At 70.9% G+C, this 24,976-nt stretch carries 25 protein-coding genes; 10 read left to right on the top strand and 15 right to left on the bottom strand.

What is annotated here, in order from left to right:
• Positions 1-31: 31 nt before the first annotated feature.
• Entirely contained in the window at positions 32-1,078 is a 1,047-nt protein-coding gene (locus tag LBN7_RS14030; protein WP_407360001.1) for an NAD(P)H-dependent flavin oxidoreductase, read from the bottom strand.
• Between the two features lie 93 nt (positions 1,079-1,171).
• On the opposite strand from LBN7_RS14030, the gene LBN7_RS14025 reads away from it, so the two are divergent.
• Positions 1,172-1,444 (top strand): DUF6412 domain-containing protein, encoded by a 273-nt coding sequence (locus LBN7_RS14025; protein ID WP_116635589.1) that lies wholly within the window; start codon positions 1,172-1,174, stop codon positions 1,442-1,444.
• Positions 1,445-1,507: 63 nt separating this feature from the next.
• Entirely contained in the window at positions 1,508-2,266 is a 759-nt protein-coding gene (locus LBN7_RS14020; protein ID WP_407360000.1) for a YidC/Oxa1 family membrane protein insertase, read from the top strand.
• A gap of 2 nt (positions 2,267-2,268) precedes the next feature.
• Here the strand turns inward: LBN7_RS14020 and LBN7_RS14015 are convergent, their stop codons facing one another.
• The 3 genes from LBN7_RS14015 to LBN7_RS14005 all read right to left on the bottom strand — a co-directional run bounded on the left by LBN7_RS14015 (position 2,269) and on the right by LBN7_RS14005 (position 4,608).
• On the bottom strand, positions 2,269-3,186 hold the full coding sequence (locus LBN7_RS14015) for a DMT family transporter (protein ID WP_116635587.1): 918 nt from the start codon (positions 3,184-3,186) through the stop codon (positions 2,269-2,271).
• 59 nt (positions 3,187-3,245) lie between these two features.
• Entirely contained in the window at positions 3,246-4,130 is an 885-nt protein-coding gene (locus LBN7_RS14010; protein ID WP_407359999.1) for an SDR family oxidoreductase, read from the bottom strand.
• 130 nt (positions 4,131-4,260) lie between these two features.
• Positions 4,261-4,608: an ATP-dependent DNA ligase gene (locus tag LBN7_RS14005; RefSeq protein WP_116635585.1), complete on the bottom strand. Its 348-nt coding sequence runs from the start codon at positions 4,606-4,608 to the stop codon at positions 4,261-4,263.
• 75 nt (positions 4,609-4,683) lie between these two features.
• On the opposite strand from LBN7_RS14005, the gene LBN7_RS14000 reads away from it, so the two are divergent.
• Both LBN7_RS14000 and LBN7_RS13995 read left to right on the top strand, forming a co-directional pair.
• A complete protein-coding gene (locus tag LBN7_RS14000; RefSeq protein ID WP_341947680.1) occupies positions 4,684-5,019 on the top strand; it encodes a hypothetical protein in 336 nt (111 codons plus the stop codon).
• A 76-nt stretch (positions 5,020-5,095) separates the two neighbouring features.
• Complete coding sequence (locus LBN7_RS13995) at positions 5,096-5,665, top strand: hypothetical protein (RefSeq protein ID WP_407359998.1); 570 nt, start codon at positions 5,096-5,098, stop codon at positions 5,663-5,665.
• Positions 5,666-5,732: 67 nt separating this feature from the next.
• On the opposite strand, the gene LBN7_RS13990 is transcribed toward LBN7_RS13995, so the two are convergent.
• The 6 genes from LBN7_RS13990 to LBN7_RS13965 all read right to left on the bottom strand — a co-directional run bounded on the left by LBN7_RS13990 (position 5,733) and on the right by LBN7_RS13965 (position 12,336).
• Positions 5,733-6,824: an alcohol dehydrogenase catalytic domain-containing protein gene (locus LBN7_RS13990; RefSeq protein WP_407359997.1), complete on the bottom strand. Its 1,092-nt coding sequence runs from the start codon at positions 6,822-6,824 to the stop codon at positions 5,733-5,735.
• A 14-nt stretch (positions 6,825-6,838) separates the two neighbouring features.
• The gene (locus LBN7_RS13985) at positions 6,839-7,552 is read right to left on the bottom strand and encodes an HAD family hydrolase (protein ID WP_341947676.1); all 714 of its coding nucleotides are present in this window, start codon (positions 7,550-7,552) and stop codon (positions 6,839-6,841) included.
• The gene (locus LBN7_RS13980; protein WP_407359996.1) at positions 7,549-8,688 is read right to left on the bottom strand and encodes a TIGR03364 family FAD-dependent oxidoreductase; all 1,140 of its coding nucleotides are present in this window, start codon (positions 8,686-8,688) and stop codon (positions 7,549-7,551) included. The genes LBN7_RS13985 and LBN7_RS13980 overlap by 4 nt, the downstream gene beginning before the upstream one ends.
• Positions 8,685-10,472 (bottom strand): phosphonate ABC transporter, permease protein PhnE, encoded by a 1,788-nt coding sequence (phnE, locus tag LBN7_RS13975; protein ID WP_407359995.1) that lies wholly within the window; start codon positions 10,470-10,472, stop codon positions 8,685-8,687. The genes LBN7_RS13980 and phnE overlap by 4 nt, the downstream gene beginning before the upstream one ends.
• Positions 10,469-11,296, bottom strand: coding sequence for a phosphonate ABC transporter ATP-binding protein (gene phnC, locus LBN7_RS13970; RefSeq protein WP_116635579.1), 828 nt, complete (start codon positions 11,294-11,296; stop codon positions 10,469-10,471). Before phnC ends, phnE begins: the two co-directional genes overlap by 4 nt.
• Positions 11,297-11,406: 110 nt before the next feature.
• Positions 11,407-12,336, bottom strand: a complete 930-nt coding sequence (locus tag LBN7_RS13965; protein ID WP_116635578.1) for a phosphate/phosphite/phosphonate ABC transporter substrate-binding protein — start codon at positions 12,334-12,336, stop codon at positions 11,407-11,409.
• A gap of 168 nt (positions 12,337-12,504) precedes the next feature.
• Between LBN7_RS13965 and LBN7_RS13960 the strand changes: the two genes are divergently transcribed.
• A complete protein-coding gene (locus LBN7_RS13960) occupies positions 12,505-13,248 on the top strand; it encodes a GntR family transcriptional regulator (RefSeq protein WP_243408913.1) in 744 nt (247 codons plus the stop codon).
• A 283-nt stretch (positions 13,249-13,531) separates the two neighbouring features.
• Here LBN7_RS13960 and LBN7_RS13955 read toward each other — a convergent pair whose 3' ends face one another.
• A complete protein-coding gene (locus LBN7_RS13955) occupies positions 13,532-14,674 on the bottom strand; it encodes a sensor histidine kinase (RefSeq protein ID WP_116635576.1) in 1,143 nt (380 codons plus the stop codon).
• 225 nt (positions 14,675-14,899) lie between these two features.
• On the opposite strand from LBN7_RS13955, the gene LBN7_RS13950 reads away from it, so the two are divergent.
• Positions 14,900-15,556, top strand: a complete 657-nt coding sequence (locus LBN7_RS13950; protein WP_243408912.1) for a response regulator transcription factor — start codon at positions 14,900-14,902, stop codon at positions 15,554-15,556.
• Positions 15,557-15,600: 44 nt separating this feature from the next.
• Here the strand turns inward: LBN7_RS13950 and LBN7_RS13945 are convergent, their stop codons facing one another.
• Positions 15,601-16,464: an EamA family transporter gene (locus LBN7_RS13945; protein WP_407359994.1), complete on the bottom strand. Its 864-nt coding sequence runs from the start codon at positions 16,462-16,464 to the stop codon at positions 15,601-15,603.
• 240 nt (positions 16,465-16,704) lie between these two features.
• On the opposite strand from LBN7_RS13945, the gene LBN7_RS13940 reads away from it, so the two are divergent.
• The 3 genes from LBN7_RS13940 to LBN7_RS13930 all read left to right on the top strand — a co-directional run bounded on the left by LBN7_RS13940 (position 16,705) and on the right by LBN7_RS13930 (position 20,118).
• On the top strand, positions 16,705-18,009 hold the full coding sequence (locus LBN7_RS13940) for a M18 family aminopeptidase (RefSeq protein ID WP_341947672.1): 1,305 nt from the start codon (positions 16,705-16,707) through the stop codon (positions 18,007-18,009).
• A 46-nt stretch (positions 18,010-18,055) separates the two neighbouring features.
• Positions 18,056-19,498: a purine-cytosine permease family protein gene (locus LBN7_RS13935; protein ID WP_407359993.1), complete on the top strand. Its 1,443-nt coding sequence runs from the start codon at positions 18,056-18,058 to the stop codon at positions 19,496-19,498.
• 86 nt (positions 19,499-19,584) lie between these two features.
• A complete protein-coding gene (locus tag LBN7_RS13930) occupies positions 19,585-20,118 on the top strand; it encodes an isochorismatase family protein (protein WP_341947819.1) in 534 nt (177 codons plus the stop codon).
• Positions 20,119-20,213: 95 nt separating this feature from the next.
• Here LBN7_RS13930 and LBN7_RS13925 read toward each other — a convergent pair whose 3' ends face one another.
• Positions 20,214-20,924 carry an MBL fold metallo-hydrolase gene (locus LBN7_RS13925; protein WP_116635572.1) on the bottom strand — a complete coding sequence of 237 codons (711 nt, stop codon included), beginning with the start codon at positions 20,922-20,924 and terminating at the stop codon, positions 20,214-20,216.
• Positions 20,925-21,006: 82 nt separating this feature from the next.
• Between LBN7_RS13925 and LBN7_RS13920 the strand changes: the two genes are divergently transcribed.
• Complete coding sequence (locus LBN7_RS13920; protein WP_341947667.1) at positions 21,007-21,531, top strand: WHG domain-containing protein; 525 nt, start codon at positions 21,007-21,009, stop codon at positions 21,529-21,531.
• A 77-nt stretch (positions 21,532-21,608) separates the two neighbouring features.
• Here the strand turns inward: LBN7_RS13920 and LBN7_RS13915 are convergent, their stop codons facing one another.
• A complete protein-coding gene (locus LBN7_RS13915; protein ID WP_407359992.1) occupies positions 21,609-23,342 on the bottom strand; it encodes an ABC transporter ATP-binding protein in 1,734 nt (577 codons plus the stop codon).
• Entirely contained in the window at positions 23,339-24,937 is a 1,599-nt protein-coding gene (locus LBN7_RS13910) for an ABC transporter transmembrane domain-containing protein (protein ID WP_407359991.1), read from the bottom strand. Before LBN7_RS13910 ends, LBN7_RS13915 begins: the two co-directional genes overlap by 4 nt.
• Positions 24,938-24,976: the final 39 nt, after the last annotated feature.

The raw sequence follows: 24,976 nt of genomic DNA, 5'->3' as shown, positions 1-24,976 counted from the left end.
GCCTAGCCATCTTCCTGGCTAGGCTCCAGGGTCACTGATCGACGGGAACCCCCGCCACGAGCTCCGCGAAGACCTCGGCCGCGGTGTCGTGGCGGATCAGCGGGGCGACCTGCCCCATCCACAGACCCTGCAGCTCGCCGAGGCCCTGCTGATTGGCCGCGGTGCGGAAGCGCCCCGTCAGCCAGTTCTGCATCGGGAAGGGCGCGATGGTCCCGCTTGCCTCGATCGCGCGCACCACGCGGTTGCGCGCTCCGCGCGCGAGCCGGCCGCTCATCGCCCGGGTGAGCACGGTCTCGTCGGCGGCGGTGGCGCGGATCGCGGCACGGTGCGCATCCGTCGTCGCGGACTCCTCCGTGGCGAGGAACGCCGTCCCGACCTGCACGCCTGACGCGCCGAGAGCGAAGGCCGCAGCGACACCTCGCCGGTCCGCGATGCCGCCCGCCGCGATCACCGGCACATCCACTGCGTCGACGACCTGCGGGATCAGCGCGAAGGTCCCGACCAGCGAGTCCTCGGCCGGACGCAGGAACGAGACGCGGTGCCCCGCAGCCTCCATCCCCGTCGCCACGATCGCGTCCACGCCCGCCTCGGCGAGAGCTGTGGCCTCGGCGACCGTCGTCGCCGTTCCCACCACGCGGATGCCGCGGCGGCGGGCCTCGTCGATCAGCTCGGCCGACGGCACCCCGAAGACGACGCTCAGCACCGCGGGCGAGATGTCCCAGATCGCCTCGATCTGCTCGTCGAGCGACGGCAGGTACTGCTCCGGCCGCCCCGGCACCTCGACGCCGACCGCCTCGTAGAAGGGCTCCAACGCCTGGGCGAACACCGTGTGCTGGGCATTGGGTGCGACCTCGTCGCCCGTCGGGAGCCAGATGTTGACCCCGAACGGCCGGTCGGTCGCGGCGTGCAGCTCGGCACCGGTCGCCCGGATGCGGTCGCCGTCGTAGCCGTACAGCCCGAACTGGCCGAAGCCGCCCGCATCGCTCACGGCGGCGGTCAGCCCGACAGAGGAGAGTCCGCCGTACGGACCGAGGAAGATCGGATGCTCGATGCCGAGCAGCGCGCGAAGGTCACTCATGCTTCGACGTTACTCCCGCCGCGAACAGGGCGGATCGAGGCCGACATGGCCCGCCGGCCGATGCTAGCCTCGCTGCAGGAGAGGAGAGCGCGCATGAGCGAGTGGTTCGGGCAGATGCTGAGCATCCTCGCGACCGCGCTCGGGCTCGTCTCGATGCCGGATGCCGCGGCCCTCGGCCTCGCGGTGGCCCTCCTCGCCGTGACCGCCCTCACGCTCGCCGTCGTGCTGAGCGTGCGTCCGATGCTCGGCGCCGACGAGCCGCATCCGCTGCGCGCCATCGACGTCGGCACGCTTCTCTCGCAGAGCGATCCGGATGCCGCGGGCCACCCCCGTCCGCGGGCGCCGGGAGTCGCGACCGCCGCGTAGTCCGTTCACTCGGGATCGCGCGGCCTTCGCCGACCCTTCCCGACGTCTCGAACGGACACCTCCATGGACCCCTTTGCCTTTCCGCCCCTCGCCGCCCTCCTGAACGCCGCCTACGGCGCCCTGGTCGGCCTCTCCACGCTCCTCGAGCCCCTCGCCGGGGCATCCGCCGCCGCCCTCGCCGTCGTGCTCGTCACGCTGCTCGTGCGCGCCCTGCTCATCCCCGTCGGCATCTCGCAGGCCAAGGCCGAGCAGACCAGGTCCCGCCTCGCCCCGAAGCTGCGCGAGCTGCAGCGCCGCCACAAGAAGAACCCGGAGCGCCTGCAGAAGGAGACGCTCGCGCTGTACCGCGAGGAGAACACGTCCCCCTTCGCGGGGATGCTGCCGGTGCTCGCGCAGGCGCCCGTGGTCGGCATCCTCTACACGCTGTTCATCCGCACCGACATCGCGGGACACGCGAACGACCTGCTCGCCCATGATCTGCTCGGTGCGCCGCTCGGCACGAGCCTCGTGTCGGCGCTCTTCGGCGGGACGGCCACGCCGTCGACCTGGCTCGTCTTCGGCGCCCTGCTCCTCGTGATGATCGCCGTCGCGGAGGTGACGCGTCGCGTCTTCCAGCCGGCGCCGATCGAGGGCGACGACTCCCCGCTGAACTCGCCGACCATGCTGCGCGTGGTCGCCGCGATGCACTACCTGACCGCGGTGTTCGCGGTGTTCGTGCCGCTCGCCGCGGCGCTCTACCTGACCGTGACCGTCGTCTGGACGCTCGTGCAGCGCGTCATCCTGCGGCGGCGATTCCCGCTCGCCGTCCCGGTGCGGGGCTGACGTCAGTCGGGCAGCGGGATCGGCGCCGTGAACGGGCCGGACCCGCTGTCCGTCCGGCGTTCGCGGCGCACGCCGAGCGTGGTGCCGACGCTCGCCGCGATCACGAGCACGACGGCCAGCATCCGCAGCGGGGTCGCGTCCTGTCCGAGGATGAGCCAGCCGGCGAGCGTGGCGAAGGCGGGCTCGAGACTCAGCAGCACACCGAACACGCGCTGCGGCAGCCTCCGGAGCGCCGCGAGCTCGAAGCTGTACGGGATGACGGACGACAGCACGGCGGTGATCGCGGCAAGCAGCAGCAGCTGCATGTCGCCGGCGACGATCGACACGGTCGGAACGCCCACCGGCAGAAGCAGCACCGCCGCCACGACGAGACCCATCGCCAGGCCGCTGCTGCCCGGGATGAGCGCGCCGACCTTGGCGCTCATCCGGATGTACATGATCCAGAAGCCCGCCGCGATGAGGATGAACACGACGCCGAGAGGGTCGAGCGGCTCGGCGCCGATCAGACCGTCGATCCCGAGCAGCGCCATGCCGAGGAGGGCGACCCCGACCCATGCGGCGTCCGCGAGTCGCCGGGTCAGCACCGCGGCGAGCACGAGCGGCCCGAGGAACTCGATGGCGACCGCCGGCCCGAGCGGGATGCGGTCGATCGCGGCGTAGAAGAAGCCGTTCATCGCGGCCAGCGACACTCCGAAGAGAGTCGCGGCCAGCCACTGCCTGCCCGTCCACCGTCGGGGGCGCGGTCGCACGATCACGACCAGCAGCAGGGCGGCGATCGCGACCCGCAGAGAGGTCACTCCCCACGGGCCGAGGACCGGGAACAGCTGCGCGGCGACCGCCGCGCCGAAAGGCAGGGAGAGGCAGGAGCCGACGACCAGCGCGACCCCGACGAGGGGACCGGATGCCGCGGGCTTCTGCACTCCCCCAGCCTAGGCGCGATCGCCGGGGCGACCACGCCGCGCCGGCGGTTCCCGCGGTGTCAGAGCGCCTTTCCGCCGGTGACCGCGATCACGGCTCCCGTGACGTACGACGACTCCGCCGAGGCCAGGTGCACGTAGGTGCCGGCGAGCTCCGCCGGCTGACCGGCGCGCCCGAGCGGGGTGTCGGCCCCGAACGTCGCGAGGCGCTCGGCATCCCATCCGGTGGCGGGGATCAGCGGCGTCCAGATCGGGCCGGGCGCGACGGCGTTGACCCGGATGCCGCGCGGTCCTGCCTCTTCGGCGAGCGCCTTGACGAAGGCCACCTGGGCGGCCTTGGTCATGGCGTAGTCGATGAGCCCCGGCGACGGCTGCGACGACTGGATCGACGAGGTCACGATGATGCTCGCGCCGGGCTCGAGGTCAGGGTAGGCGGCCCGCGCCGTGAACACGAGGCCGGCGAGGTTCGTGTCGAAGACGCGGCGCATCCGCTCGGTCGGAAGGTTCTCGAACCCGTCGATGTCGTGCTGGTAGGCGGCGTTCAGCACCAGCACGTCCAGCCCGCCGAACTCGCTCCTCGTGCGGGCGACGATGTCGGTGGCGAAGGCCTCGTCGCGCAGGTCGCCGGCGAGGCTCAGGCCCATGCCTCCGGCCTCCCGGACGAGGGCGAGCGTCGCGTCGGCATCCGCCTGCTCCTCGGGCATGTGGGCGATCGCGACATCGGCGCCCTCACGGGCGAAGGCGATCGCGACGGCGCGGCCGATGCCGGAGTCGCCGCCGGTGATCAGAGCCCGCCGGCCGTCGAGGCGGCCGTGCCCGACATAGGTCTCCTCGCCGTGGTCCGGCGTCGGGGTCGTGCGGTCCGTGAGCCCCGGCTGGTCCTGCTGCTGCGCGGGGAAGCCCTCTTCGCGGTGGGCGTGCCGGGGGTCGGATGTGCTGTCGGCCATGCTGGCTCCTCGTCTGCTCGGCGTGCGCTCGAGCAGGTGTCGCCCGGGCGTCAGCGACGAGCCTCCCCGACGGCTTCCGCCGCGGGCAGGGGGTTGACAGCGGCGTCCGCCGGGCCGAAGGTGCCGGCTGCTACACCGGTGCGCCGGCCGGGGCGTCTCCTGCGCCCGCCGCCTCGCCCGCATCGGAGGGTTCGGGCACCAGGTACAAGCCGCTCGGCGCGTTGGCCGTGAAGGCGAGAGCCTCGATCCAGGCGCGGTTGATCGAGGGCTGACGGCTGCCGAAGTACTTGAAGACGAGGGAGCTGTTGGGCTGGATCCACACGGTGGTCCGTCCGCCGCCGACGCTCGCATCCTCGCGCCAGCTGAAGGGGAACGGCTCGCCGCGACGGAGCTTGGCGGTGATGACGAGCTGCAGGTGTGTGAGGGCGCGATCCTCGATCTCGGTCTTCACGCCGCCCTCGTAGATGAACTTGCCCATGTGCTCCTCGTTCTCCCGGTGCGGCGGCCCGACGAGTCTTGTCCGATTCGTCCTCGTCTGCGTAGCGTAAAGCCTATGGGCATCCTGTACTACGGTGACGCGAGGAATCCGATCCAGATCGACGATCTCGTGCTGGCGCACCTCAAGGTCGTGATCGCGACAAAGCTGCGTCGGAACGAGAGCTTCACCCTGTCGTGGCGCCATCCCGAGGGCGATCCCGACGGCCGCTCGACGATCTGGCTCCACCCGTCGATCCCGCTGCGGTTCACTTTCGACGACCCCGTGGCCCCGGAGCTGCAGCCCGAGTGGATCACCGCGATGGCGACATCGGCGAACTCCAGCGGCGGCATCACCCTGCTGACCGCCGACATGATCCCGAAGGACGAGAGCGACGAGACGGACGCCCCGTGAGGGCGAAGTCAACCCCCTCACGCAGAACGGCGCCCGCCGCCTAGCGTGAAGGGACCGATCCGAGGAGGCCACCGCCATGAACGCACGACACATCGACGACCGCCCCGATGACGGCTACACGCCGACGACCACGCATGCCGAATGGGGTGCCGGCAACCCGCTGCTGCGCATCACGCGCGACGATGAGCGGTCGGAGTTCGCACTCGAGGCCGACGTCGTGCGCATCGGCTCGGCCGACGGCAACGAGCTGCGACTGCCCGACACGGATCCCGTGCACGCCACGATCACGCACGACGAGCGCGACGAGTACGTGCTGACCCTCCACGGCGAGGGCGAGATGAACGCCAACCCCGCAGCGGATGCCACGCACGAGGGCGATGCCACCGAGACGCTGCGCACCGGCGCGCGGTTCACCGCGGGGCCGTGGACGCTCGTCTTCGCGCGCGAGGAGTTCGCCGATCACGGTCGCCCCTTCGGCGGCCGCAAGGGTGGCGAGTACTCCGACCAGCCCCTGCAGCCTCCGCGTCCGGATTACGCCGCCGGCGAGGCGCCAGCGGCCGCCGACGAGCCGCAGCCGGAAGACCCCGCGTCCACCGATGCTCCCCAGACGAACGAGCCGCAGTCCGCGCCCGACCGGGGCGTCTGACCGGTCCGGCGACGGGGCCGCCTGACCCCGACTGACCCCGCCTGACCCCGACTGACCCCCGTCGGCCTCAGCGCCCGGGCACGAGGCCGATGCGCAGCGGTGCCTCCGGACCCGCGGCCTCGACGAGGGCCTCGTCGATGTCGAGCAGGGATCGGACGGCGCCGACCGCATCGGCGAACGGATAGGCGCGACCGCGGCCGGCGAGGAACGCCACCGCCTCCGCCAGCTCCGCGCCGGTGTAGTTGTGGATGCCGGCGACGGTGACCAGGCGGCGCACGATGCTCTCCGCGTCGAACGGCACGGGGTCGGCCGGGAAGACGCTGCCGACGAGCACGACCGTCCCGCCGACCGCGACCCCGTCGAGCGCGGCCACCACCGCGTGCCCCGACGCCTCGATGACGACGTCGGGTTCGCGCGAGAGGGCATCCGCAGCGCCGAAGCGCGTGGCCAGCGCCCGCCGCGCAGGGTTCGGATCGAGCACCTCGACCGTCGCTCCCTGCTCCGCCGCGATGGCCGCGGCGGACAGCCCGACGAGACCCGCGCCGTGGATGCGCACCGTCGCTCCGTCGAGGTCGTGGTCCCGACCGGCGCGCGCCACCGCCGCCCACGCCGTCGCGGTCGCGCAGGATGCCGGAGCGAGAACGGATGCCGGCAGCGCCTCCGGCACGCGGACGATGGCGGTGCCCTCTCGGAGCTGCACGTGGGTCCCGAACGCGCCGGTGAGGTCGCCGTGCGCGCCGACGCGGTCGTGGCCGTACTTGCCCAGGGTCCGGCATTTCTGCGGAAGGCCCTGCAGGCACCGGTCGCAGCTCGCGCACGAGACCGTGACCGACCAGACCACGCGGTCGCCGATGCGGAGCGGAGTGCCGTCGACCGCGTTCGCCCCGGAGTCGCCGGTCGCGATCACGCGGCCCACGCTCTCGTGACCGAGCACCAGAGGCGTCGGCGCCGACCGGCGTCCCTGCACGGTGTGCACGTCGGAGCCGCAGATCGTGGACATCTCGACGGCGACCAGCACGTCGCCGTCGGCGAGGGCGATACCCGGCACCGCGATCGTCTCGTGCGGATGCCCCTCGCCGACCCACACCATCGCGGTCGCCGCGGGGCGGAGGGCCACGTCGCGCCGGTGGCCGGGCGGACGGATCAGCAGGGTGCCCATGTCGCGCCCGCGTCTCAGGTGGCGGGGACCGCGCGCAGCAGTCCGCGGTCGGCGAGCACGTCGCGGAGGGCGGTGACGTCGTCGAGCACGGCATCCGCTCCCGCGCCCTCGAGAGCGACCCGGTCGTGGGCGCCGCTGAGGACGCCGGCGACGAAGCCCGCGCCCGCACGGCGTCCGGACTCGACGTCGCTGACGGTGTCGCCCGCGACGCCGACCGCCGCGACGGAGGACGTCTGCGTGCGGAGCAGGGCGGTGAGCACCAGGTCGGGGGCAGGGCGGCCGCGGCCGGCGTCGACCGGCGAGAGCACCAGGTCGACGAGTCCGTGCCAGCCGAGCCCGTCGATCAGCGCGTCGCGGGTGACCGGCGCGAAGCCCGTGGTCAGCACGACCGTGAGCCCGGCGTCCTTGAGCCCCTGGATCGCGTCGGCCGCACCCGGGATCTCCGTGACGCCCTGCTCGGCGACGATCTCGGCGTACGCGCCCTCGAAGGCGGCGGTGGCACGCTCGGCTGCCGCGACGTCGCCGCCGGCGAGGTGGGTGAAGACGTCGATCTTGGACTGGCCCATGGTGACGCGGACGTGGTCGAGCGCCTCGGCCCACGGCATCCGCTCGGCGACGCCCGTGCGCTCGGCGGCGCGCTGGAACGCCTGCTCCACGACGCCGTCGTCGAGCACCGTGGTTCCTGCCATGTCGAGGACGACGAGTTCGAGGGGAGTTGTCGTGGTCATGATGTTCCTTCCATTGCGGGTGCCCACCCGAAGGCGGCGGTGAGATTCTCTTCGGCGAGCCCCAGACCCGTGGTCATTCCGATGCCGGTGGTCGCGGCGAGCACCAGCGCTCCCTCCTCGCCCCGTTCGATGAGGAACTCCTGCGCGCCCTTGGCGTACACGCCCTGCCACCGCTCGAGCACGCGCGGCGTCGGCATGTCGAACAGGGCCTCCGCCTCGGCGAGGAACGCCGTGAACGCGGCCTCGGGCTGGAAGGGGGCGGGCGCGATCGCGGTCGCGTGGGAGTCGCCGATGATGAGCGAGCCGTCCGGCAGCTGCGTGTACATCTGGTTGAGGTCGAGGGCGGCGAGATCCGGCCGTTCGGCGTGCAGTCGATCGCGCAGTGCGGCCCACTCCGGACCGCCGGCGAATCGCCCGTACCGCACCAGCGACCAGCCGGTGAGCAGCGGGGCGGAGAGCGGATGCCGGAGCGTCACGGCCGCGCGCATCATGTCCAGCGCGCAGCGGACGATGCCGTGGCGTTCGGCGACCTCCGGCAGCAGCTGATCGATGTCGTGGTTGACGGCGACGACGACGTTCGCGCAGGTGATGGTTCCGCGCGTCGTCTCGACGCGACCGGCCCCCAGCGCGGTGACGGCCGTGCGGAACCGGAACTCCACGCCCAGCGCCGCGAGGTGACGCACGATCGCGGCGGGCGCGGTGCGCGGGTCGGTCTGCAGATCGGTCTCGATGCGGGCGCCGCCGAGGAGGCCCTCGCGTCGCAGCGGCGCGAGGCGGAGCAGCTCGTCGGCCTCCAGCATCCGGATGCCGCCGTCGCCGGCGGCCGCCTCGAGAACGGCGAGCTCGTCGTCATGGCGGGCGGCGACCAGCGTGCCCGACTCCCGCAGCCAGAACCCGGCGTCCTGGGAGAGGCGCAGCCAGAGCTCGCGAGAGGCGTCGGCGTAGCGCCGGGCCTCTCCGCTCTGCGCCCCGATACAGAGGTGCCCGAAGTTGCGGATCGTGGCTCCTGTCACGGCATCCGCACGGTCGACCACGATGACGCGAAGGCCGCGGCGGACCGCCCCATACGCGGCGCCGAGTCCGACGATGCCGGAGCCGACGACGACGAGGTCGGCGGAATCAGGTGACGTGGTCATCGGAACACCTTCCGCATCCACATGGCGAGACCCTCGACGACGAGCACGGTGGCGAGGATCATCAGGACGATCGCGGTCACGGTCTCGTACCGAGAGCCCTGGCTGGCGTTGAGCAGGTAATAGCCCACGCCGCCGCCGCCGACGATGCCGAGGATCGTCGCCGCGCGGATGTTGGTGTCGAGCATGTAGAAGCTGTGACCGATCAGGGCCTGCATCCCCTGCGGCACCGTGGCCGACGTGTAGGTCTGCAGGCGGGTGGCGCCGACGGCGCGCAGCGCGCGCTCCGGTCCGCGGTCGACCTCCTCGAAGGAGTCGGCGATGAGCTTGCCGAGCAGGCCGACGCCGCCGATGGCGAGCGCGATGACGCCGGCCTGCGGGCCGAGCCCGGTGACCACCACGAGCACGATCGCGAGGATGAGCTCCGGGATGCCCCGGATGCCGACGAGCAGGAAGCGCGCGGCGCCGCGCGCCCCGGGGCTCGGCGCGACGTTGCTCGCCGCGAGCGAGCCGAGGATGAGCGAGGGAAGCAGGGTCAGCACGGTCGCGGCGAGTGCGATCGCGACCGTGTCGCGCATGGCCTCGAACATGACGCTCGCGTCGTAGCTGCCGAAGGAGGGCGGCCAGAACTTCACGGCGACCTCGGGGAGCTTGCCCCAGAAGGTGAAGAAGTCGAGCCAGTTGATCTGGCTCACGACGACGCTGCCGACCACGATGAGCACCGCCACGACGCCGGCGATCGCGTGGCGCACACGCTGCGCCGTCCACGGGCGGCGCACGGCTGTCGCGGGGCTCGCCGCCCAGGCGGGACGCTCGGTCGATGCGGCTGCAGACCCCCGCGAACCGAGGCGCGGGTGCAGCAGGCGGTCGATCCACGAGCGCGTCTGCTGCTGCTGTCCGAGCATCGCACCGCGCACCATGCTCGAGACGATCTCCATGACGATGCAGAGGATGAAGATGACCAGGGCGATGCCGAGACCCTTGCCGTAGTTGAGCGCCTTGAACGCGTAGGACATCTCCAGTCCGAGACCCGCGACGCCCACATAGCCGAGGACCACGCTGCCGCGGAGGTTGATGTCGTTGCGGTGCAGCACCGTCGCGACCCAGCTGGGGAGCACCTGCGGGAGGATGCCCGAGGTGAACTCCTGCAGCTTCGAGCCGCCGGCGGCGCGGATCGCGAGGCGGGGCCCCTCGTCGATCTGCTCGATCGCATCGGCGAACATCTTCGAGATCATGCCGATCGAGTGGATGCCGATGGCCAGGATGCCGGGGAGCGTGCCGAGCGAGAACATGAGCACGAAGGCCATCGCGAGCACGACGTCCGGAAGCGCGCGGGTGAGCACGCCGATGAAGCGCGCCGCCGCGCGCCAGCCGTTGCCGGGCGTCGTGTTGGACGCCGCGAGGTAGGCGATCGGAACCGAGAGCACCGCGGCGAGCAGGGTGCCGACGAGCACGAGCCCGACGGTGAGTGCGATGAGCCAGGCGAGATCGCCGGGCTCCGGGAACGACAGCCCGCCGACGCGTGCCAGGAAGTTCTCGGCGTTGCCCCAGCTCTGTGCCATCGCGGGGAGCGAGATCCCGACCTCGTTCACGGCGAGGATGCCGATCACGAGGAGGGCGAGCAGCGTCAGCGACGCGGCGATCCGCTCCGGGGAGACGGCGCGGCGCGGCGCGCGCTCGGCGACATCACCCGGGGTCCCCGAGCCTCCCCCCTGGGTCCCTGAGCCTGCACCCTGGGTCCCTGAGCCCTGGGTCCCTGAGCCTGTCGAAGGGCGCACGACCGTCATGACGCCGCCACCTGCGACGCGGCATCCGCCAGTTCCATCGTGACGGCGGCGATCTCGGCGGTCGTCGTCGCGACCCGGCCGTAGATCTCCATGACCTCGGCCTTGGTGAGGTCGGTCGTCGGCATGTCCAGCACGATCTCGCCGTGCCGGAGCCCGACGATGCGGTCGGCCCAGGAGATCGCGAGGTCGACCTGGTGCAGGCTGCAGACCACGGTGAGGCCTTCGTCGGCCGCGATCTCGCGGATGAGTGCCATCACCTGGTCGCTCGACTCCGGGTCGAGCGAGGCGACGGGCTCATCGGCGAGCAGGATGTCGGGCTTCTGCATCAGGGCGCGCGCGATGGCGACCCGCTGCTGCTGTCCGCCGGAGAGCGTGTCGCTGCGCTGGTAGGCGCGGTCGAGCAGGCCCACCCGATCGAGGTGCTCGAGTGCGGTGAGCTTCGCGGCCTTCGAGTAGCCCCAGAGGCCGAGGCGCGGACCGCGGACCCCCGAGAGCGACCCGGTGAGCACGTTCTCGAGCACCGTGAGCGAGGGCACGAGCTCGAACTGCTGGAAGATGAAGCCCACGCGACTGCGCAGGTTGCGCAGCGCCCGACCCTTCAGCGTCGGCACCTGCCGGCCCAGCACCTCCACCGACCCGGCGGTCGGGAGCTCGAGTCCGTCGAGGTGGCGGAGAAGCGTCGACTTGCCGGAGCCGCTGAGGCCGAGCAGGACGACGATCTCGCCCCGGGAGACCTGCAACGAGGCATCCTTCAGCGCCGTGGTGGACCCGAAGGTCTTCGTCACGCCCTCGAGACGGATGAGGGCATCGGATGCCGCGTTCATGGGTTTCTCCTGGTGAGATCGAGCGAGAGATGGATGGCCCTTCGACAGGCTCAGGGACCCACTGGGTCGCTGAGCCTGCCGAAGCGCACGGTCGAGCGGGCTGCGGGGCGTCAGCCCTGGCACTGCTCCGCTTCGGTCTCCTTGCAGATGTCGCGGATGAGGTCGTAGTACGCGTCGTCGACCGGCTTCGTGGCGTAGAACACGCTGCGGAACGAGTCGGAGTCGGCGCTGTCGATGCCGGCTGCGATGATGTCGTCGATCGTGATGTCGGCCAGGCCGTCGATCAGCTTCTTCGAGACGTCCTCGGGGAGGGTCGAGGAGTAGACCAGCGGGGCGCCCGGCACCATGGTCTCGTCGATGACCTTGACGGCATCCGACTTCTCGACCTCGGAGTCCTCGGCGAATCCGGCCTCGCACTCGACGCCCTCACCGGTCTTCTGCACGCTGACGTCGTGCTTGCCGGCGAAAACGGGGGTGATGTCGGTCTTGGGGTCGATGCCCGCCTTGAGCAGGTTGTACGAGGGGAAGAGGTAGCCCGAGGTCGAGGACGGGTCGACGAAGCAGACCTTCTTGCCCTTGAAATCGGCGATGCTGGAGATGTCGCTGTCCTTGGGCACGATCGCCTGCGAGTAGTACCCGGGCTCCTGGCCCTCCTCGGTGACGATGGAGGAGATCGGGGTGAGCTTGGCGCCGTTGTTGGTGGCGGTGACGTAGGTGAAGCCGGAGAACGATGCGACGTCGACCTTGCCGGCGACCGCGGCCTCGATCAGCGCGGCGTAGTCGGTGGACTCGTGGTACTCGACCGTCTTACCCGAGATCTCGGCGATGTAGTCCATGAGCGGCTGGTAGTTCGTCTCGGTGTCGACCGAGTCGGGCACGACGCCGAAGACGAGGGTGTTCTCGTCGACCGCGAAGCTGCTCGTGGACGACGACTCGTCCGCTCCGGGGGTGCCGGTGGCCTCGGCCGAGCCGGAACAAGCGGCGAGGCCGAGGGCGAGGATCGCCGCGCCGGCGAGGGCGGGGAGAGCGCGAAGCTTCATGAGGACCTTTCAGGGTGGGAGGGGTGATCCACGAAGACTCTCGCACGCGCTCCATCGAGATATGTACCTAACTTGGAAGAGTTCAGCGGTCGTTTACCCGGGATTCTCCTGAATGAACACTGACGGAACGAGGCGCGGCCCGCTGAGGTGGTGAAGTAATGTACCTATGTGGCCGAAGCTGTGTACACCCAGATCGCGGACGACCTCCGCGACCAGATCGTCGCGGGCGTCTTGCGTCCGGGCGATGACGTCCCGACCGAGGCGGAGCTCGCCGAGAAGTGGCGCACGTCGCGCGGCCCGATCCGGAACGCGCTGGCAGCGCTGCGGAGCGAGGGGCTGATCGAGACGAGCCGTGGGCGGCCGGCGCGCGTGGTCGCACGGAAGGCGAACCAGGCCGTCGACGTCTCGGTGCCGTTCACGCGATGGGCGCGCGAGCTGGGCGTCTCCCCCGGCGCTCAGACGCAGGAGCTGAGCCTGCGGCGCGCCGGCGACATGGCCGCCGCGCTCGGCGTGGAGCCCGACGACACGATCGTCAGCGTCGTCCGCCTCCGACTGCTCGACGGGCGCCCGACGATGCTGGAGCGTCTCGCGTACACCGAGGTCGCGGGCCGGCGGCTCTTCGAGGTCGACCTGGACGAGGTCTCGATCACCGAGCACCTCGCGTCGGTCGGGCATCCGATCGTGAGCCTGCAGCACGTGATCGACGCCGTGGCGGCGGACGATCAGGATGCCGCGCTGCTGCGGGTGGCTCGCGGGACGCCGATCCTGCGGCTCAGCCGCACGTCGCGAGACGCGGAGGGCCGGATCTTCGAGGCATCGGAGGACCGCTACCTCAGCGAGGTCGTGCGCTTCACCGTCGCGGCATCCGGGATCTCGAACGACGGCCACTACATGAGAGCGGTGGGCGGCTAGCGAAGGAGCGGAGGCGCCCGGATGTCGGTCTGGCGACAGCGGGCGCAGCGAAGTAGCGGTGTCCGGAAGGACAGAAGGCGATCGCGAGCGCGCAAGTGTTTCAGAAGCCAGAAAGACCGCGCTCGCGATCGCAGCGCTGGGGACGCTTTATTCTGGGGAGGTTTCAGGATATTTGCCTGGAGAGCCCGATTCGTAGGGCCAAAGGTCGAGACCTTCAGTGGACTTTCGTCCAAAATCGCGGAGATGCCACGCGATTCATCGGCCTACTATACCCCGCCGCGCGTCAGGCGATGGGAAGGCGGGCGGACACCAGCCAGTGACCGTCGACCTCGCCCGCGCTGAACTCGCCACTCGCGCCGATCACCCGCTCCGCCATCCGTCCGAGACCCGTGCGGCTGGAGGACAGCTCGCGTCGGGGCGTCGTCGGGAGCGGGCTGCGCAACGTGAGCGCGGCCGCGTCGTCATCGAGTTCGAGACGGACCAGCACCTCTCCGGGGCCGGCGTACTTCAGGATGTTGGTGGCGGACTCGCGCACGATCCTCGCGAGCACGATCTCCGCAGCACGCGGGATGCGCTCATCCCGGAGATCGCCTTCGAGGCGCACCGGGTGGCCTGCGGATTCGAACTCCTGCCGCGCCTCGTCGATCGCGTCGGCGAGGTCACCCGTCTGCATCTCGGCGGACCGCGGTCCGTCGTCCGCGAGCTCGATCACGAATCGGAGATCCGCCATCGCCTTTCTCGCGGCGACGCGGATCGCCTCTCGTGAGTCGTTGCTGGTGGAGGGGTCCTCGAGCATCTGCACATGCAGCGCCACCACCGTGAGGTGGTGGGCGATGCTGTCATGCAGCTCGCCGGCGATCCACCGTCGCTCGGCGAGCACTGCTTCTTTCTCCTGCTCTGCCTGTTCGATCAGCTGCAGTTCCAGTCGGCGACCTCGTGCGAAGGCCAGCCGCAGGGCGAAGCCCACGGCGCCTGCCACGGTGGCGAAGACGAGGTACAGCCCGACGTTCACGTTCGCTTCGGCGTCGCCGTTCGCGACGAGCGCCGCCGCCACGAGGAACGCGCCGGTGTAGGAGAGGATCAGGGAAGTCCACCCCAACCGCATGACCAGCCCAGCGGCGACAGCGGCGGCGGTCAGAACCTGGAGTTCAGACCCGGGGATGAAGGACAACGCGAACACGGCACCGAGGGCGCATGTCGCGATGAGAGGTTTCCAGAGGTAGAGCGTGAACGCGGCCGTCGAGGCGATGCTCACGAGCAATGCGATCGGGTTTACCCCTGGTGTCGTGAAGAAACCTATGAGATCTGTGGCGACGGTGATGGAGACGATCACCAGGACGACGATCCGCTCGATGGTGCTGAGCTTCTCACCCCGGGCCAAGCGGAACGTGTCCGCGGATGCCCGGTCTGAGTGGTCGAAGGCCATGTTTCACTATCTCCTATTCGCCAGGTACTCTAGCTGTGAAGACCAAAGAACTTGCCAACCTGCTGCCAGAAAGTCATAACATTCACCTCATTTCCTAGTCGTTTGTCGATGTCTTTACCCATCTTCTCGGCGATGCACAGTGAGCACATCTGACTTGCAGCTAGACCTTTTTGGCCAAAGGTCTACATGCGAGCGGCCCGAAGCCGCCGCCGTTAGGCTTCCCTCATGCCTGACATCCGAGTCCTGATCGTCGACGACGACCCATTGGTCCGCTCGGCGCTCTCGCACTTCGTCTCTCGCGACCCTGAGATCAAGGTCATCGGACAGGCCGAGGATGGCGTCGAGGCCATCGCCACGGTGGAGCGCGAGCAGCCGGACGTGGTCATGATGGACGTGCAGATGCCGGAGATGAACGGCATCGAGGCGACGGGCGTCATCGTCGAGCGGTGGCCGCACGTGCGGGTCCTCGCCGTGACGACGCTCGACGGACGCGACACGGTCCTGCCGATGCTGAGCGCCGGAGCATCGGGGTACCTGCTCAAGGACTCCAGCGCCGAGGAGATCGTGATCGGCGTGCGCGAGGTGCACAGCGGCCAGAGCTCGCTGTCACCGCGGATCGCATCGATGCTCATCAAGCACGTACGCGATTCCGAACCGCTCACCGGGGACGCGACAGACCTCGAGCCGCTCACCGACCGGGAGGCGGAGGTGCTCCAGTGCCTGGCGAAGGGCATGTCCAACGCCGAGATCGCGCGGGCCCTCATCGTGTCCGAGGGGACCGTGAAGGCGCACCTCGGACGCATGATGTCGAAGTGGCACCTGCGGGACCGCGTGCAGATCCTCGTCGCGGCCGCGCACGCCGGGCTCGTGAACTTCCGCTGACGAAGCCGCGTGCGGGCCCGGGCGACGGAGTCGACCCGCTCCGCTCACACGGCGAGCAGCACGATGCCGAGGACCACGACCAGTGACGCGGCGATGCGCCACCAGGGTCGCGATTCCCGCAGCACGAACACCCCGAAGAGGCTGACGAGCACCACGCTCACTTCCCGCAGGGGCGCGACCAGCGCCACGGGGGCGATCTGGATGGCGGTGAGCACGAGGATGTACGACAGCGGGGACAGGATGCCGAACACGAGGATCCGCCGCCAGTGCAGGCGACCGAGGGCCCACACGGCATCCCACCGCCGACGCACCGCCACGGAGTAGAACGGCACCTGCAGCAGAGTCGTCCCGACCATGAACGCGACCGGGGAGAGGTTCCAGGTGCGCACCGCGTGCGCGTCCCAGATCGTGTAGATCGCGATCGCGACACCGGTGAGCAGCCCGAACAGCAGGCCGGGATCGATCCGACGGCTCCGCGCTCCGGTCCCGCGGTCGACGAGACCGATCGCCACGACGCCGACGATGATCGCCGCGACGCCGACCAGTGCGACGACAGACGGCCGCTCGCCGAGCAGCAGCACGGCGACGATCACCGACAGGAACGGTCCCGTGCCCCGCGCGGTCGCGTACACGGTCGACAGGTTCCCTTCCCGGTACCCGCGCTGCAGCACCACCATGTAGCCCACGTGGAGGGTCGCGGAGACCCCCACCCCGAGCACGAACGATCCGAGGTCGTCGGCGCCGAGACCACCGGTGAACGGCACCACCCCGATCCACACGACAGTGCTGGACACGGCGCCCCACCACAGGAACGGGAAGCCCGCTCGGCTCACGCCGTGCGCGATGACGTTCCATGCGGCGTGGGCTATCGCGGCGCCGAAGACCAGGACGAACGCGAGAGGGGACATGCTGAGACCCTTCCGTCCGACGCGGGCGCGACGAACAGGGTCCTCCGGGCTTTTGTCCTGTCAGATGACGGCTCGCCTGCGGAGGCGGACCGTGGCGCCGCTCGGACCAGACGGGACGGACCCCGGAACCCTAGGCGCTATCGCGGTACACCATAACCCATCGTCGGGAACGGGAGATGAACAGGACGAGCGCGCTGCGCCGCCTACGATCGAAGGACACCCTTGCAGGAAGGTCACGACATGCCCGTCACCCCGGACGCTCTCGCCCACGCCGAGGACCTCGCCGACTTCGTCGCCGCCTCTCCGTCGAGCTACCACGCGGCTGCCGAGGTCGCCCGCCGCCTCGAAGGCGCCGGATTCACCCGACTGCAGGAGGAAGAGGCGTGGCCTGCGCAGCCCGGCGGGCGCTTCGTCGTCGTCAGGGACGGCGCCACGATCGCCTGGGTGGTGCCGACGGATGCCGCGGCGACCACGCCCGTGCACGTCTTCGGCGCGCACACCGACTCCCCCGGCTTCAAGCTCAAGCCGCAGCCGACCACCGGTGCCCGCGGATGGCTGCAGGCGGCGGTCGAGGTGTACGGCGGTCCGCTGCTCAACTCCTGGCTCGACCGCGAGCTGCGCCTCGCCGGGCGCCTCGCCCTCGCGGACGGCCGAGTCGTGCTCGCCGACACCGGCCCTCTGCTGCGGCTGCCGCAGCTGGCCATCCATCTCGATCGCGGCGTCAACAACGGGCTCTCCCTCGACAAGCAGACCGAGACGCAGCCCGTCTGGGGTCTCGGCGACCCGACCCAGGCCGACATCCTCGCGGAGCTCGGTGCGTCCGCCGGCGTGACGGCATCCGATGTCCGCGGCTACGACGTCGTCATCGCCGACACCGCGCGCGGCGCCGTCTTCGGCAAGGATGACGCGTTCTTCGCCTCCGGACGCCTCGATGACCTCGCGTCCGTGCACGCCGGAGTCGTCGCGCTCGGTGAGATCGCCGCCCGTTCGACAGGCTCAGGACCCCGTGCGGGTCGCCCCATCGCGGTGCTCGCCGCCTTCGACCACGAGGAGCTCGGTTCCGAATCCCGCTCAGGAGCGGCCGGCCCCTTCCTCGAAGACGTGCTCGAGCGCCTCTACGCCGGACTCGGCGCGGACGCCACCGACCGCCGTCGGGCGTACGCATCGTCCTGGTGCCTGTCCAGCGACGTCGGCCACTCGGTGCACCCGAACTACGTCGCCAAGCACGACCCGGTCGTGCAGCCCGTCCTCGGGTCGGGCCCGATCCTCAAGCTGAACGCGAACCAGCGCTACGCGACGGATGCCGTCGGCACGGCCGCGTGGCGCGAATGGTGCGAGCGGGTCGGGGTCACGACCCAGGAGTTCGTGTCGAACAACGGCGTGCCGTGCGGCTCGACGATCGGCCCGATCACCGCCACCCGGCTCGGCATCCGCACCGTCGACGTCGGCATCCCGATCCTGTCGATGCACTCCGCGCGCGAGCTCGCCGGCGTCTCCGACCTGTACGACCTCTCGCGCACCGCGGAGTCGTTCTTCACCGCCTGACCCCGATTGCCGCCCCGGCACGCTCGCGCAGTGCCAAGATGTGTCCATGACGGACATCAAGCCTGCTCTCATCGAGCGCGCGGGCATCGAGATCATCCCCGAATCCGAGCGGAACGCGAAGCCCCGCGACCTGTTCTGGCCCTGGTTCGCAGCGAACGTGTCGGTCTTCGGCATGTCGTACGGGTCGTTCGTGCTCGGCTTCGGCATCTCGTTCTGGCAGGCGACCCTGGTGTCGATCACCGGCATCGTGGTGTCGTTCCTGCTGTGCGGGCTCATCGCCATCGCCGGCAAGCGCGGCTCGGCGCCGACCATGGTGCTCTCCCGGGCCGCGTTCGGCGTGCAGGGGCAGAAGGTGCCCGGCATCATCTCGTGGCTGACGTCGATCGGCTGGGAGACGTTCCTCGCGATCCTCGCCGTGCTCGCCACCGCGACGATCATCACGCAGCTCGGCGGCGACGGCGACAGCGTCGCGCTGAAGATCATCGCGACCGTGATCGTCGCGGCGCTCATCGTGACGGCATCCGTCCTCGGGTACCACACGATCATGAAGCTGCAGTCGGTGCTCACCTGGATCACCGGCGTCGTCACCGTGCTCTACATCATCCTCGCGGCGCCGAGCATCGATCTCGCCGCCGTCATGGCGCGTCCCGACGGCGGCATCGGCCAGGTCGTCGGCGCCCTCGTCATGGTCATGACCGGATTCGGCCTCGGCTGGATCAACATCGCCGCGGACTGGTCGCGCTACCAGAAGCGCACGGCATCCGACGGGGCGATCGTCGCGTGGAACACGATCGGCGGCTCGGTGGCTCCGGTGATCCTGGTGGTGTTCGGCCTGCTCCTCGGCGGCTCGGACGACGACCTCATGAACGCGATCGCCGCCGACCCGATCGGCGCGCTCGCCTCGATCCTCCCGGTCTGGGTGCTGGTGCCGTTCCTGCTCACGGCCGTGCTCGCGCTCGTGTCGGGAGCGGTGCTGGGCATCTACTCCTCCGGGCTCACGCTGCTGAGCCTCGGCATCCGCATCCCCCGCCCCTCGGCGGCGGCGATCGACGGCGTGATCCTCACGATCGGAACGGTCTTCGTCGTCTTCTTCGCGACCGACTTCCTCGGACCGTTCCAGAGCTTCCTCATCACGCTCGGTGTGCCGCTCGCGTCGTGGGCCGGCATCCTGATCGCCGACATCCTGCGCCGTAGGAAGGACTATGACGAGGATGCCCTGTTCGACTCGGCCGGCCGCTACGGCGCCTGGGATTGGACCTCGATCGGCACCATGATCGTCGCCTCCGTGATCGGCTGGGGCTTCGTGCTCAACGGCTTCGCGGATGCCGCCCCCTGGAACAACTGGCAGGGCTATCTGCTGTTCCTCGTCGGCGGCGTCGAGGGCGACTGGGCCTACGCGAACCTCGGCGTCTTCTTCGCGCTGGTGCTGTCATTCGTGGTGACGTATTTCGCGCGCGCCGCGAAGATCCGGCGACAGGAAGAGGCGTGAGCCCTTCGACCGGCTCAGGGACCCAGGAAGAGGTCGTCGAGCGAGGAGCCCAGCGACGAGACGAGACGCCAGGCCCCGACGCCTGGCTGGTCGTGATCGACCCGCAGACGATCTTCGCCGCACCCGACTCGGCCTGGGGATCGCCGTTCTTCGCCGACGCGATGCCGCGCATCCGCGCCCTGGCCGACGCCTTCGGCGAGCGCGTGATCGTGACGCGGTGGATGCCGACGGCCGACCGCTCGACCTCCTGGGGCGCCTACTTCGCCGCGTGGCCCTTCGCCGACCAGCCGCCGACGGATCCGCTGTTCGCCCTGGTACCCGAGGCGGTCGGGCTGTCGCCGCATCCGACGCTGGATCTGCCCACGTTCGGCAAGTGGGGCCCGGAGCTCGAGGCCCTGGTCGGGCGAGCGGCGCGTGTCGTGCTGGCCGGGGTGTCGACCGACTGCTGCGTGATCTCCACGGCGCTGGCCGCGGCGGATGCCGGGGCACACGTGACCATCGCCGCAGACGCCTGCGCAGGGTCGACCGCCGAGAACCACGCCGCGGCGATCCAGGTCATGGGCCTGTATCCGCCGCAGATCACCGTGAGCGACACAGCATCCGTCCTCGCGGCGCGCTGAGCCCTGTCCCGATCTGCATACCCTGTCCCGATCTGCGGGCGAATTCCCCGAAACCGTCCGCTGATCGGGACGGCCTCCGCGAATCGGGACCCCGGTCAGGCCGCAGCCCGCACCGCCGCGGCGATGCCGGCAGGCGACCCCTGCCACGGGGCGCCGTGCCCGGGCAGCACCCACGACGCCGACACCCCTGCCAACCGGTCGAGCGAGCTCATGGCCGTGTCGGGCTCGTCGGTGAACGGCGCCGGCTGAGCGCCCGTGCGACCGGTGAGCACGTGGCGTGTGGTGAGCGCGTCACCGACGAAGACCGCGTCGGCGACGGGCACGTGCACCGCGATGCTCCCCGGCGAGTGGCCCGGCATCCCGAGGATCACCGGAGCGCCGGGGAGAGCGAGCACGTCGCCGTCCGCGACCTCGACGACCTCGCTGACGTGGTGCGTGCGCAGGGCGTTCTTGCGGATGCCGTAGGCGAAGAAGCCCAGCGTCGGTCCGAGCCGTGCCGGCCCCATCGCCGTCTTCGGCTTCTCCCCGGTGCGCACGCGGTGGGCATCCGCCGCATGGATGAAGACGGGAACCCCGGCCTCCCGCCGCAGGCGCTCGGCGAACCCGATGTGATCGCTGTCGCCGTGCGTCAGCACGAGGCCCCGGATGTCGGACATCGGACGCCCGATCTCCGCCAGCTCGGCCTTCAGGTCGTTCCAGTGCCCGGGGAGTCCCGCGTCGATCAGCGTGATCCCCTCCGGGACGTCGATGAGGTACGACGCGACGATGTCGTTGCCGAGCCGATGCAGGTGCGGTGCGAGCTTCATGGCGGATTCCTTCCGGGGATGTTTGCGATGGCTACGATACGTAGCTATGATGGCTATTGTCAATAGCTAGCAAGGAGTTCCCATGCCGACACCCGATCGGACCTCGCTCGCGCAGATCATCGCCGCGGGCCGCGAGATCCTCGACGCCTCGGGACCCGCCGGCGTGACGATGCAGGCCGTCGCCACGCGCGTCGGCGTGCGCGCTCCTTCGCTCTACAAGCGTGTGCGCGACCGCGACGCCCTGCTCTCGGCCATCGCCGAATCGATCATCGACGAGCTCACCGCCCGCCTCGAAGCCGCGGATGCCGATCTCACCGACATCGCGGGCGCCTATCGGTCGTTCGCCCGGCAGCAGCCCGAGGCGTTCCGGCTCATGTTCAGCGCCGCCGCGCCGCATGCCGCCCTGCAGCGCTCGGCCGCCCCGCTCATCCGCGCGGCATCCGCCCTGGTCGGTGACGATGACGCGCTCGACGCCGCCCGCCTGTTCACAGCCTGGGCGACGGGCTTCCTGCAGATGGAGCTCTCCGGCGCCTTCCGACTCGGCGGCGACGTCGACCGCGCCTTCGACTACGGGCTGCGCCGTCTGATCGCCGGGCTCACGGCCTGACGAGCGGCATCCGTTCGCGTTCCCGGGTCGCGCTTGCCGTCAGCCTCACGCCGAGAGGTGGGATCGGCGACGGGGCCTCACCACGCGGTCCAGGCCGCCCACAGGTCCGCGTACGGGCCCGGCGCGGCGACCAGCTCGTCGTGCGTGCCGGACTGCACCACGCGGCCGTCCTGCATCACCAGGATGCGGTCGGCGGTGACGGCCTGACTCAGCCGGTGCGCGATCACGATGCCGGTGCGTTCGCCGATCGCAGCGAGTGCGGCCTCGTCGAGCAGCTCGGCATCAGCGGATCCCGCTTCGGCGGTGGCCTCGTCGAGGATGACGACGGATGCCGCGGCGAGCGCGACCCGCACGAGGGCGAGGTGCTGCGTCCGCCCCGGAGTGAGCGGCACTCCCGCCTCTCCGACGACCGTGTCGAGGCCCTCCGGCAGCGCGAGGATCCACCCCGCTCCGAGCTCGTCGATGACCCCGCGCACCCGCTGTTCGTCGGCGTCGCTGAAGAGCGCGAGGTCGTCGCGGATCGAGCCGGCGAAGACATGGGGCTCCTGCGTCAGCATCACCACGGCGTCGCGCAGATCGTGCGGGTGCCAGGCCTCGATGTCGACCTCGTCGTGCCGCACCGCACCCTCCCCGTGCGGCAGAGCGCCGGCCAGCACCCGCGCCAGAGTCGTCTTGCCCGCGCCGCTCGCACCGACGACGGCGATCTTCTCCCCTGGCTCCGCCGACATCGACACCGCGTCGAGGTCGCGCTGTCCCGGCCGATGCGCGAAACCGAGCTCGCGCACATCGATCGCGCCTCTGCGCGGTGCCGCGACCCCGTCTCGCGGGGCGGGCGAGGGCAGACCGATCACGCCGAACAGCCGGGCGAGGCTCGCGCCGGCATCCTGCAGCTCGTCGATCCGGAACAGGAGCGTCCCCATCGGCCCGAAGAGGCCGAGGAAGTACAGGGCGGCGGCGGTCGCAGCCCCCAGCTCGACCTGACCGTCGGCCACGAGGAAGTAGCCGACCACGAGCACCGCGGACAGACCGACCAGCTCGGCGCCGTTCAGGAAGACGTTGAAGTCGTTGCGCACCTTGGTCGCCCGGACCTCGAGCCCGATCGCGTCTTCGCTCGCCTCGGCGATGCGCTCCAGATGCCGTTCCTCCGTGCGCAGCGCCAGCACGGTGTCGACCCCGCGCACCGCCTCGATCGTGCGCTGTCCGCGCTCCGCGACCACGGCCCGGTGCCGACGGTAGACCGGGGCGGATCGACGCAGGAACCACCGCAGCGAGAAGTACTGCACGGGAGCGGCCAGCAGGGCGGCGAGGGCGAACCGCCCGTCGAGCAGCCCCATGCCGGCGAGGCTCAGCACGATGCCGAACAGCGCGGCCAGGAAGGCCGGGAGCGCCTCCTCGACGACCTGCCCGACCGCACGCACGTCACCGGAGAGGCGGGCGACCAGGTCGCCTGTCCCGGCGGCCTCGATGCGAGCCGTGGGCTGTGCCAGCGCCGTGCGGAACGCGGCCTCCCGCACCTCGCGGATCGTGCCCTGGCCGAGGCGCGCCAGCAGCACGCGTCCCGCCCAGGTGAGCGCGGCACCCGCGGTGAGCGAGCCGACGAGCGCGAGCCCGTAGGGCAGCAGCGATCCGCCGCCCCGGGTGATGTCGTCGACCATGAGGCCGATGATCCAGGGGGCCACGAGCGCCGCGCCGACGCCGGCGCACAGGGTGACCAGCGCCAGGATCGTCAGGCCCCGGCGCCGACCCAGCGCGGCGAGCAGACCGCGGGCGGTATCGCGACCCGAGGCGATGGGCAGCTTCTCCTCGATCATGACGCCGCCCTCCTCAGGTCGTGCACGCGATGACAGGCCGACAGCAGGGATGCCCGGTCCGTGAGCAGGACGATCGTGCGACCTTCGCCGGCGAGCCCGGCAGCGACCTGCGCCTCGGTGATGGGGTCGATCGCGGTGGTCGGCTCGTGCAGCACGAGCAGGCGCTGCGGCTGGTGCAGCGCACGGGCGAGCAGCAGGCGCTGGCGCTGCCCTCCCGACAGCCGCAGACCGCGTTCCCCGATGCGCTCGTCGAGACCGTCGGGCAGGCGGTGCACGACCTCGTCGAAGGCGGATGCCGACAGGTGGGCGTCCTCGATCGTCTCGGCGATGTTCTCGGCGGCCGAGCCGGTGAACACGGCTGCGTCGTGGGGCGGCGCGAACACCAGCGCCCGCAGGCCCTCGGGTCCGAGGTGGATCGCGTCGATGTCGTCGACGACGAGCTCGCCCGCGTCGGCCTCCCTTCGCCCGCCGAACAGGTGGGCGAGATCGGAGATGCGCTCCGGGTCCGCACGGATGCCGGTGATCTCGCCGGCGGCGATGTCGAGGCGTCGCCCGTCGACGACCACCCGCGCGACGACGTCACTGCCTCCGGAAGGGGCGCCCGGCAGTGCGGCATCCGGCAGCACGGCATCCGAAGCGGCCGACGCCTCGCCCGCCTCCTGGGCGAACTCGGCGATGCGCGTCGCCGAACCGTGCTTCGACGCGATCTCCGCGGGGAGGTATCCGAGTGCCGACAGGGGTCCGCGGATCGTCTGCGCCAAACCCATCGCGGTGACGAACCCGCCGACCGTGATCGCCCCGTCCAGGGCCAGCCACCCGCCGAGGACCGCGATGCCCGTGAAGGCGAGACCGCTGACGACGAGATTGAGCGCGGTCAGCGCCGCAGCCGCCTTCTCGGCGCGATAGGCCGCCCCCGCGGCGACCGCGCTCTCGGCGACGTAGCGCTCCGTCGCCCGCGCGGCGCCGCCCAGGGCGCCCAGCACACGGAGCCCGGTGGCGAAGTCCGTGCTCACCGCGTCGAGCCGGGCGGCCTGCCGCTGCGCCTCGTAGCCGCGCCGCCGCAGACCTCCGCTGACGGCGTTGACCACGAGCGCCTGCACGAGCGTGCCGATGACGACGGCGAGCGCGAGCGGCCAGGCGATGATCAGCAGGGTGATGCACGCGACGATCACGGCCGTCGCGGCCGCCGCCTGCTCGGCCACGACCCAGAAGAAGCCGGCCGTCTCACCGGCATCCGAGGAGGAGATCGTGAGGACCTCGCCTGCCGGTCGGCGAGTGCGTCGGCGCAGGGCGAGACCGAGGACTCCCTGCCGGAGGGAGTGCTCGCCGCGCGCGTAGACGACGGTGCCGACACGGTCGCCGAGCTGCCAGGCGCAGATCAGCACCGCGAAGACCACGACCAGGAAGGCCAGCGACCAGGCCAGCGCGGCCGGGTCGTGCGGGGCGATGGCCCGATCGATCACGACGCCGACCGCCACCGGAACCATCACCTCGGCGAGCTGGTGGCCGCAGAAGCCCACGATCGAGAGCGCGGCTCGCGCGCGGCGACCCCTGCCCCAGACGGCTTCCCGGAACACTCCGCCGACGGTGGTCACGAGAGCGTCGCCGAGGCGGGGCGGAAGAACATGGGGCTC

Source organism: Microbacterium sp. LBN7 (genome assembly GCF_045690345.1).
Classification (GTDB): Bacteria; Actinomycetota; Actinomycetes; order Actinomycetales; family Microbacteriaceae; genus Microbacterium.
Note: the sequence above shows the minus strand (reverse complement) of the source record. Positions and strands in the feature narration are given on the sequence as shown.

What these genes read in the sequence shown, in the direction of transcription:
- LBN7_RS13940 (WP_341947672.1), top strand. Translation starts at nt 16,705, where the DNA reads ATGCCCGTCACCCCGGACGCTCTCGCCCACGCCGAGGACCTCGCCGAC.
- LBN7_RS13980 (WP_407359996.1), bottom strand. Translation starts at nt 8,688, where the DNA reads ATGACCACGTCACCTGATTCCGCCGACCTCGTCGTCGTCGGCTCCGGC.
- LBN7_RS13950 (WP_243408912.1), top strand. Translation starts at nt 14,900, where the DNA reads ATGCCTGACATCCGAGTCCTGATCGTCGACGACGACCCATTGGTCCGC.
- LBN7_RS13945 (WP_407359994.1), bottom strand. Translation starts at nt 16,464, where the DNA reads ATGTCCCCTCTCGCGTTCGTCCTGGTCTTCGGCGCCGCGATAGCCCAC.
- LBN7_RS14005 (WP_116635585.1), bottom strand. Translation starts at nt 4,608, where the DNA reads ATGGGCAAGTTCATCTACGAGGGCGGCGTGAAGACCGAGATCGAGGAT.
- LBN7_RS13935 (WP_407359993.1), top strand. Translation starts at nt 18,056, where the DNA reads ATGACGGACATCAAGCCTGCTCTCATCGAGCGCGCGGGCATCGAGATC.
- LBN7_RS13985 (WP_341947676.1), bottom strand. Translation starts at nt 7,552, where the DNA reads ATGACCACGACAACTCCCCTCGAACTCGTCGTCCTCGACATGGCAGGA.
- LBN7_RS13965 (WP_116635578.1), bottom strand. Translation starts at nt 12,336, where the DNA reads ATGAAGCTTCGCGCTCTCCCCGCCCTCGCCGGCGCGGCGATCCTCGCC.
- LBN7_RS13920 (WP_341947667.1), top strand. Translation starts at nt 21,007, where the DNA reads ATGCCGACACCCGATCGGACCTCGCTCGCGCAGATCATCGCCGCGGGC.
- LBN7_RS14000 (WP_341947680.1), top strand. Translation starts at nt 4,684, where the DNA reads ATGGGCATCCTGTACTACGGTGACGCGAGGAATCCGATCCAGATCGAC.
- LBN7_RS13955 (WP_116635576.1), bottom strand. Translation starts at nt 14,674, where the DNA reads ATGGCCTTCGACCACTCAGACCGGGCATCCGCGGACACGTTCCGCTTG.
- phnC (WP_116635579.1), bottom strand. Translation starts at nt 11,296, where the DNA reads ATGAACGCGGCATCCGATGCCCTCATCCGTCTCGAGGGCGTGACGAAG.
- LBN7_RS14020 (WP_407360000.1), top strand. Translation starts at nt 1,508, where the DNA reads ATGGACCCCTTTGCCTTTCCGCCCCTCGCCGCCCTCCTGAACGCCGCC.
- LBN7_RS13990 (WP_407359997.1), bottom strand. Translation starts at nt 6,824, where the DNA reads ATGGGCACCCTGCTGATCCGTCCGCCCGGCCACCGGCGCGACGTGGCC.
- LBN7_RS13995 (WP_407359998.1), top strand. Translation starts at nt 5,096, where the DNA reads ATGAACGCACGACACATCGACGACCGCCCCGATGACGGCTACACGCCG.
- LBN7_RS14010 (WP_407359999.1), bottom strand. Translation starts at nt 4,130, where the DNA reads ATGGCCGACAGCACATCCGACCCCCGGCACGCCCACCGCGAAGAGGGC.
- LBN7_RS13925 (WP_116635572.1), bottom strand. Translation starts at nt 20,924, where the DNA reads ATGAAGCTCGCACCGCACCTGCATCGGCTCGGCAACGACATCGTCGCG.
- LBN7_RS13915 (WP_407359992.1), bottom strand. Translation starts at nt 23,342, where the DNA reads ATGATCGAGGAGAAGCTGCCCATCGCCTCGGGTCGCGATACCGCCCGC.
- LBN7_RS14025 (WP_116635589.1), top strand. Translation starts at nt 1,172, where the DNA reads ATGAGCGAGTGGTTCGGGCAGATGCTGAGCATCCTCGCGACCGCGCTC.
- phnE (WP_407359995.1), bottom strand. Translation starts at nt 10,472, where the DNA reads ATGACGGTCGTGCGCCCTTCGACAGGCTCAGGGACCCAGGGCTCAGGG.
- LBN7_RS14030 (WP_407360001.1), bottom strand. Translation starts at nt 1,078, where the DNA reads ATGAGTGACCTTCGCGCGCTGCTCGGCATCGAGCATCCGATCTTCCTC.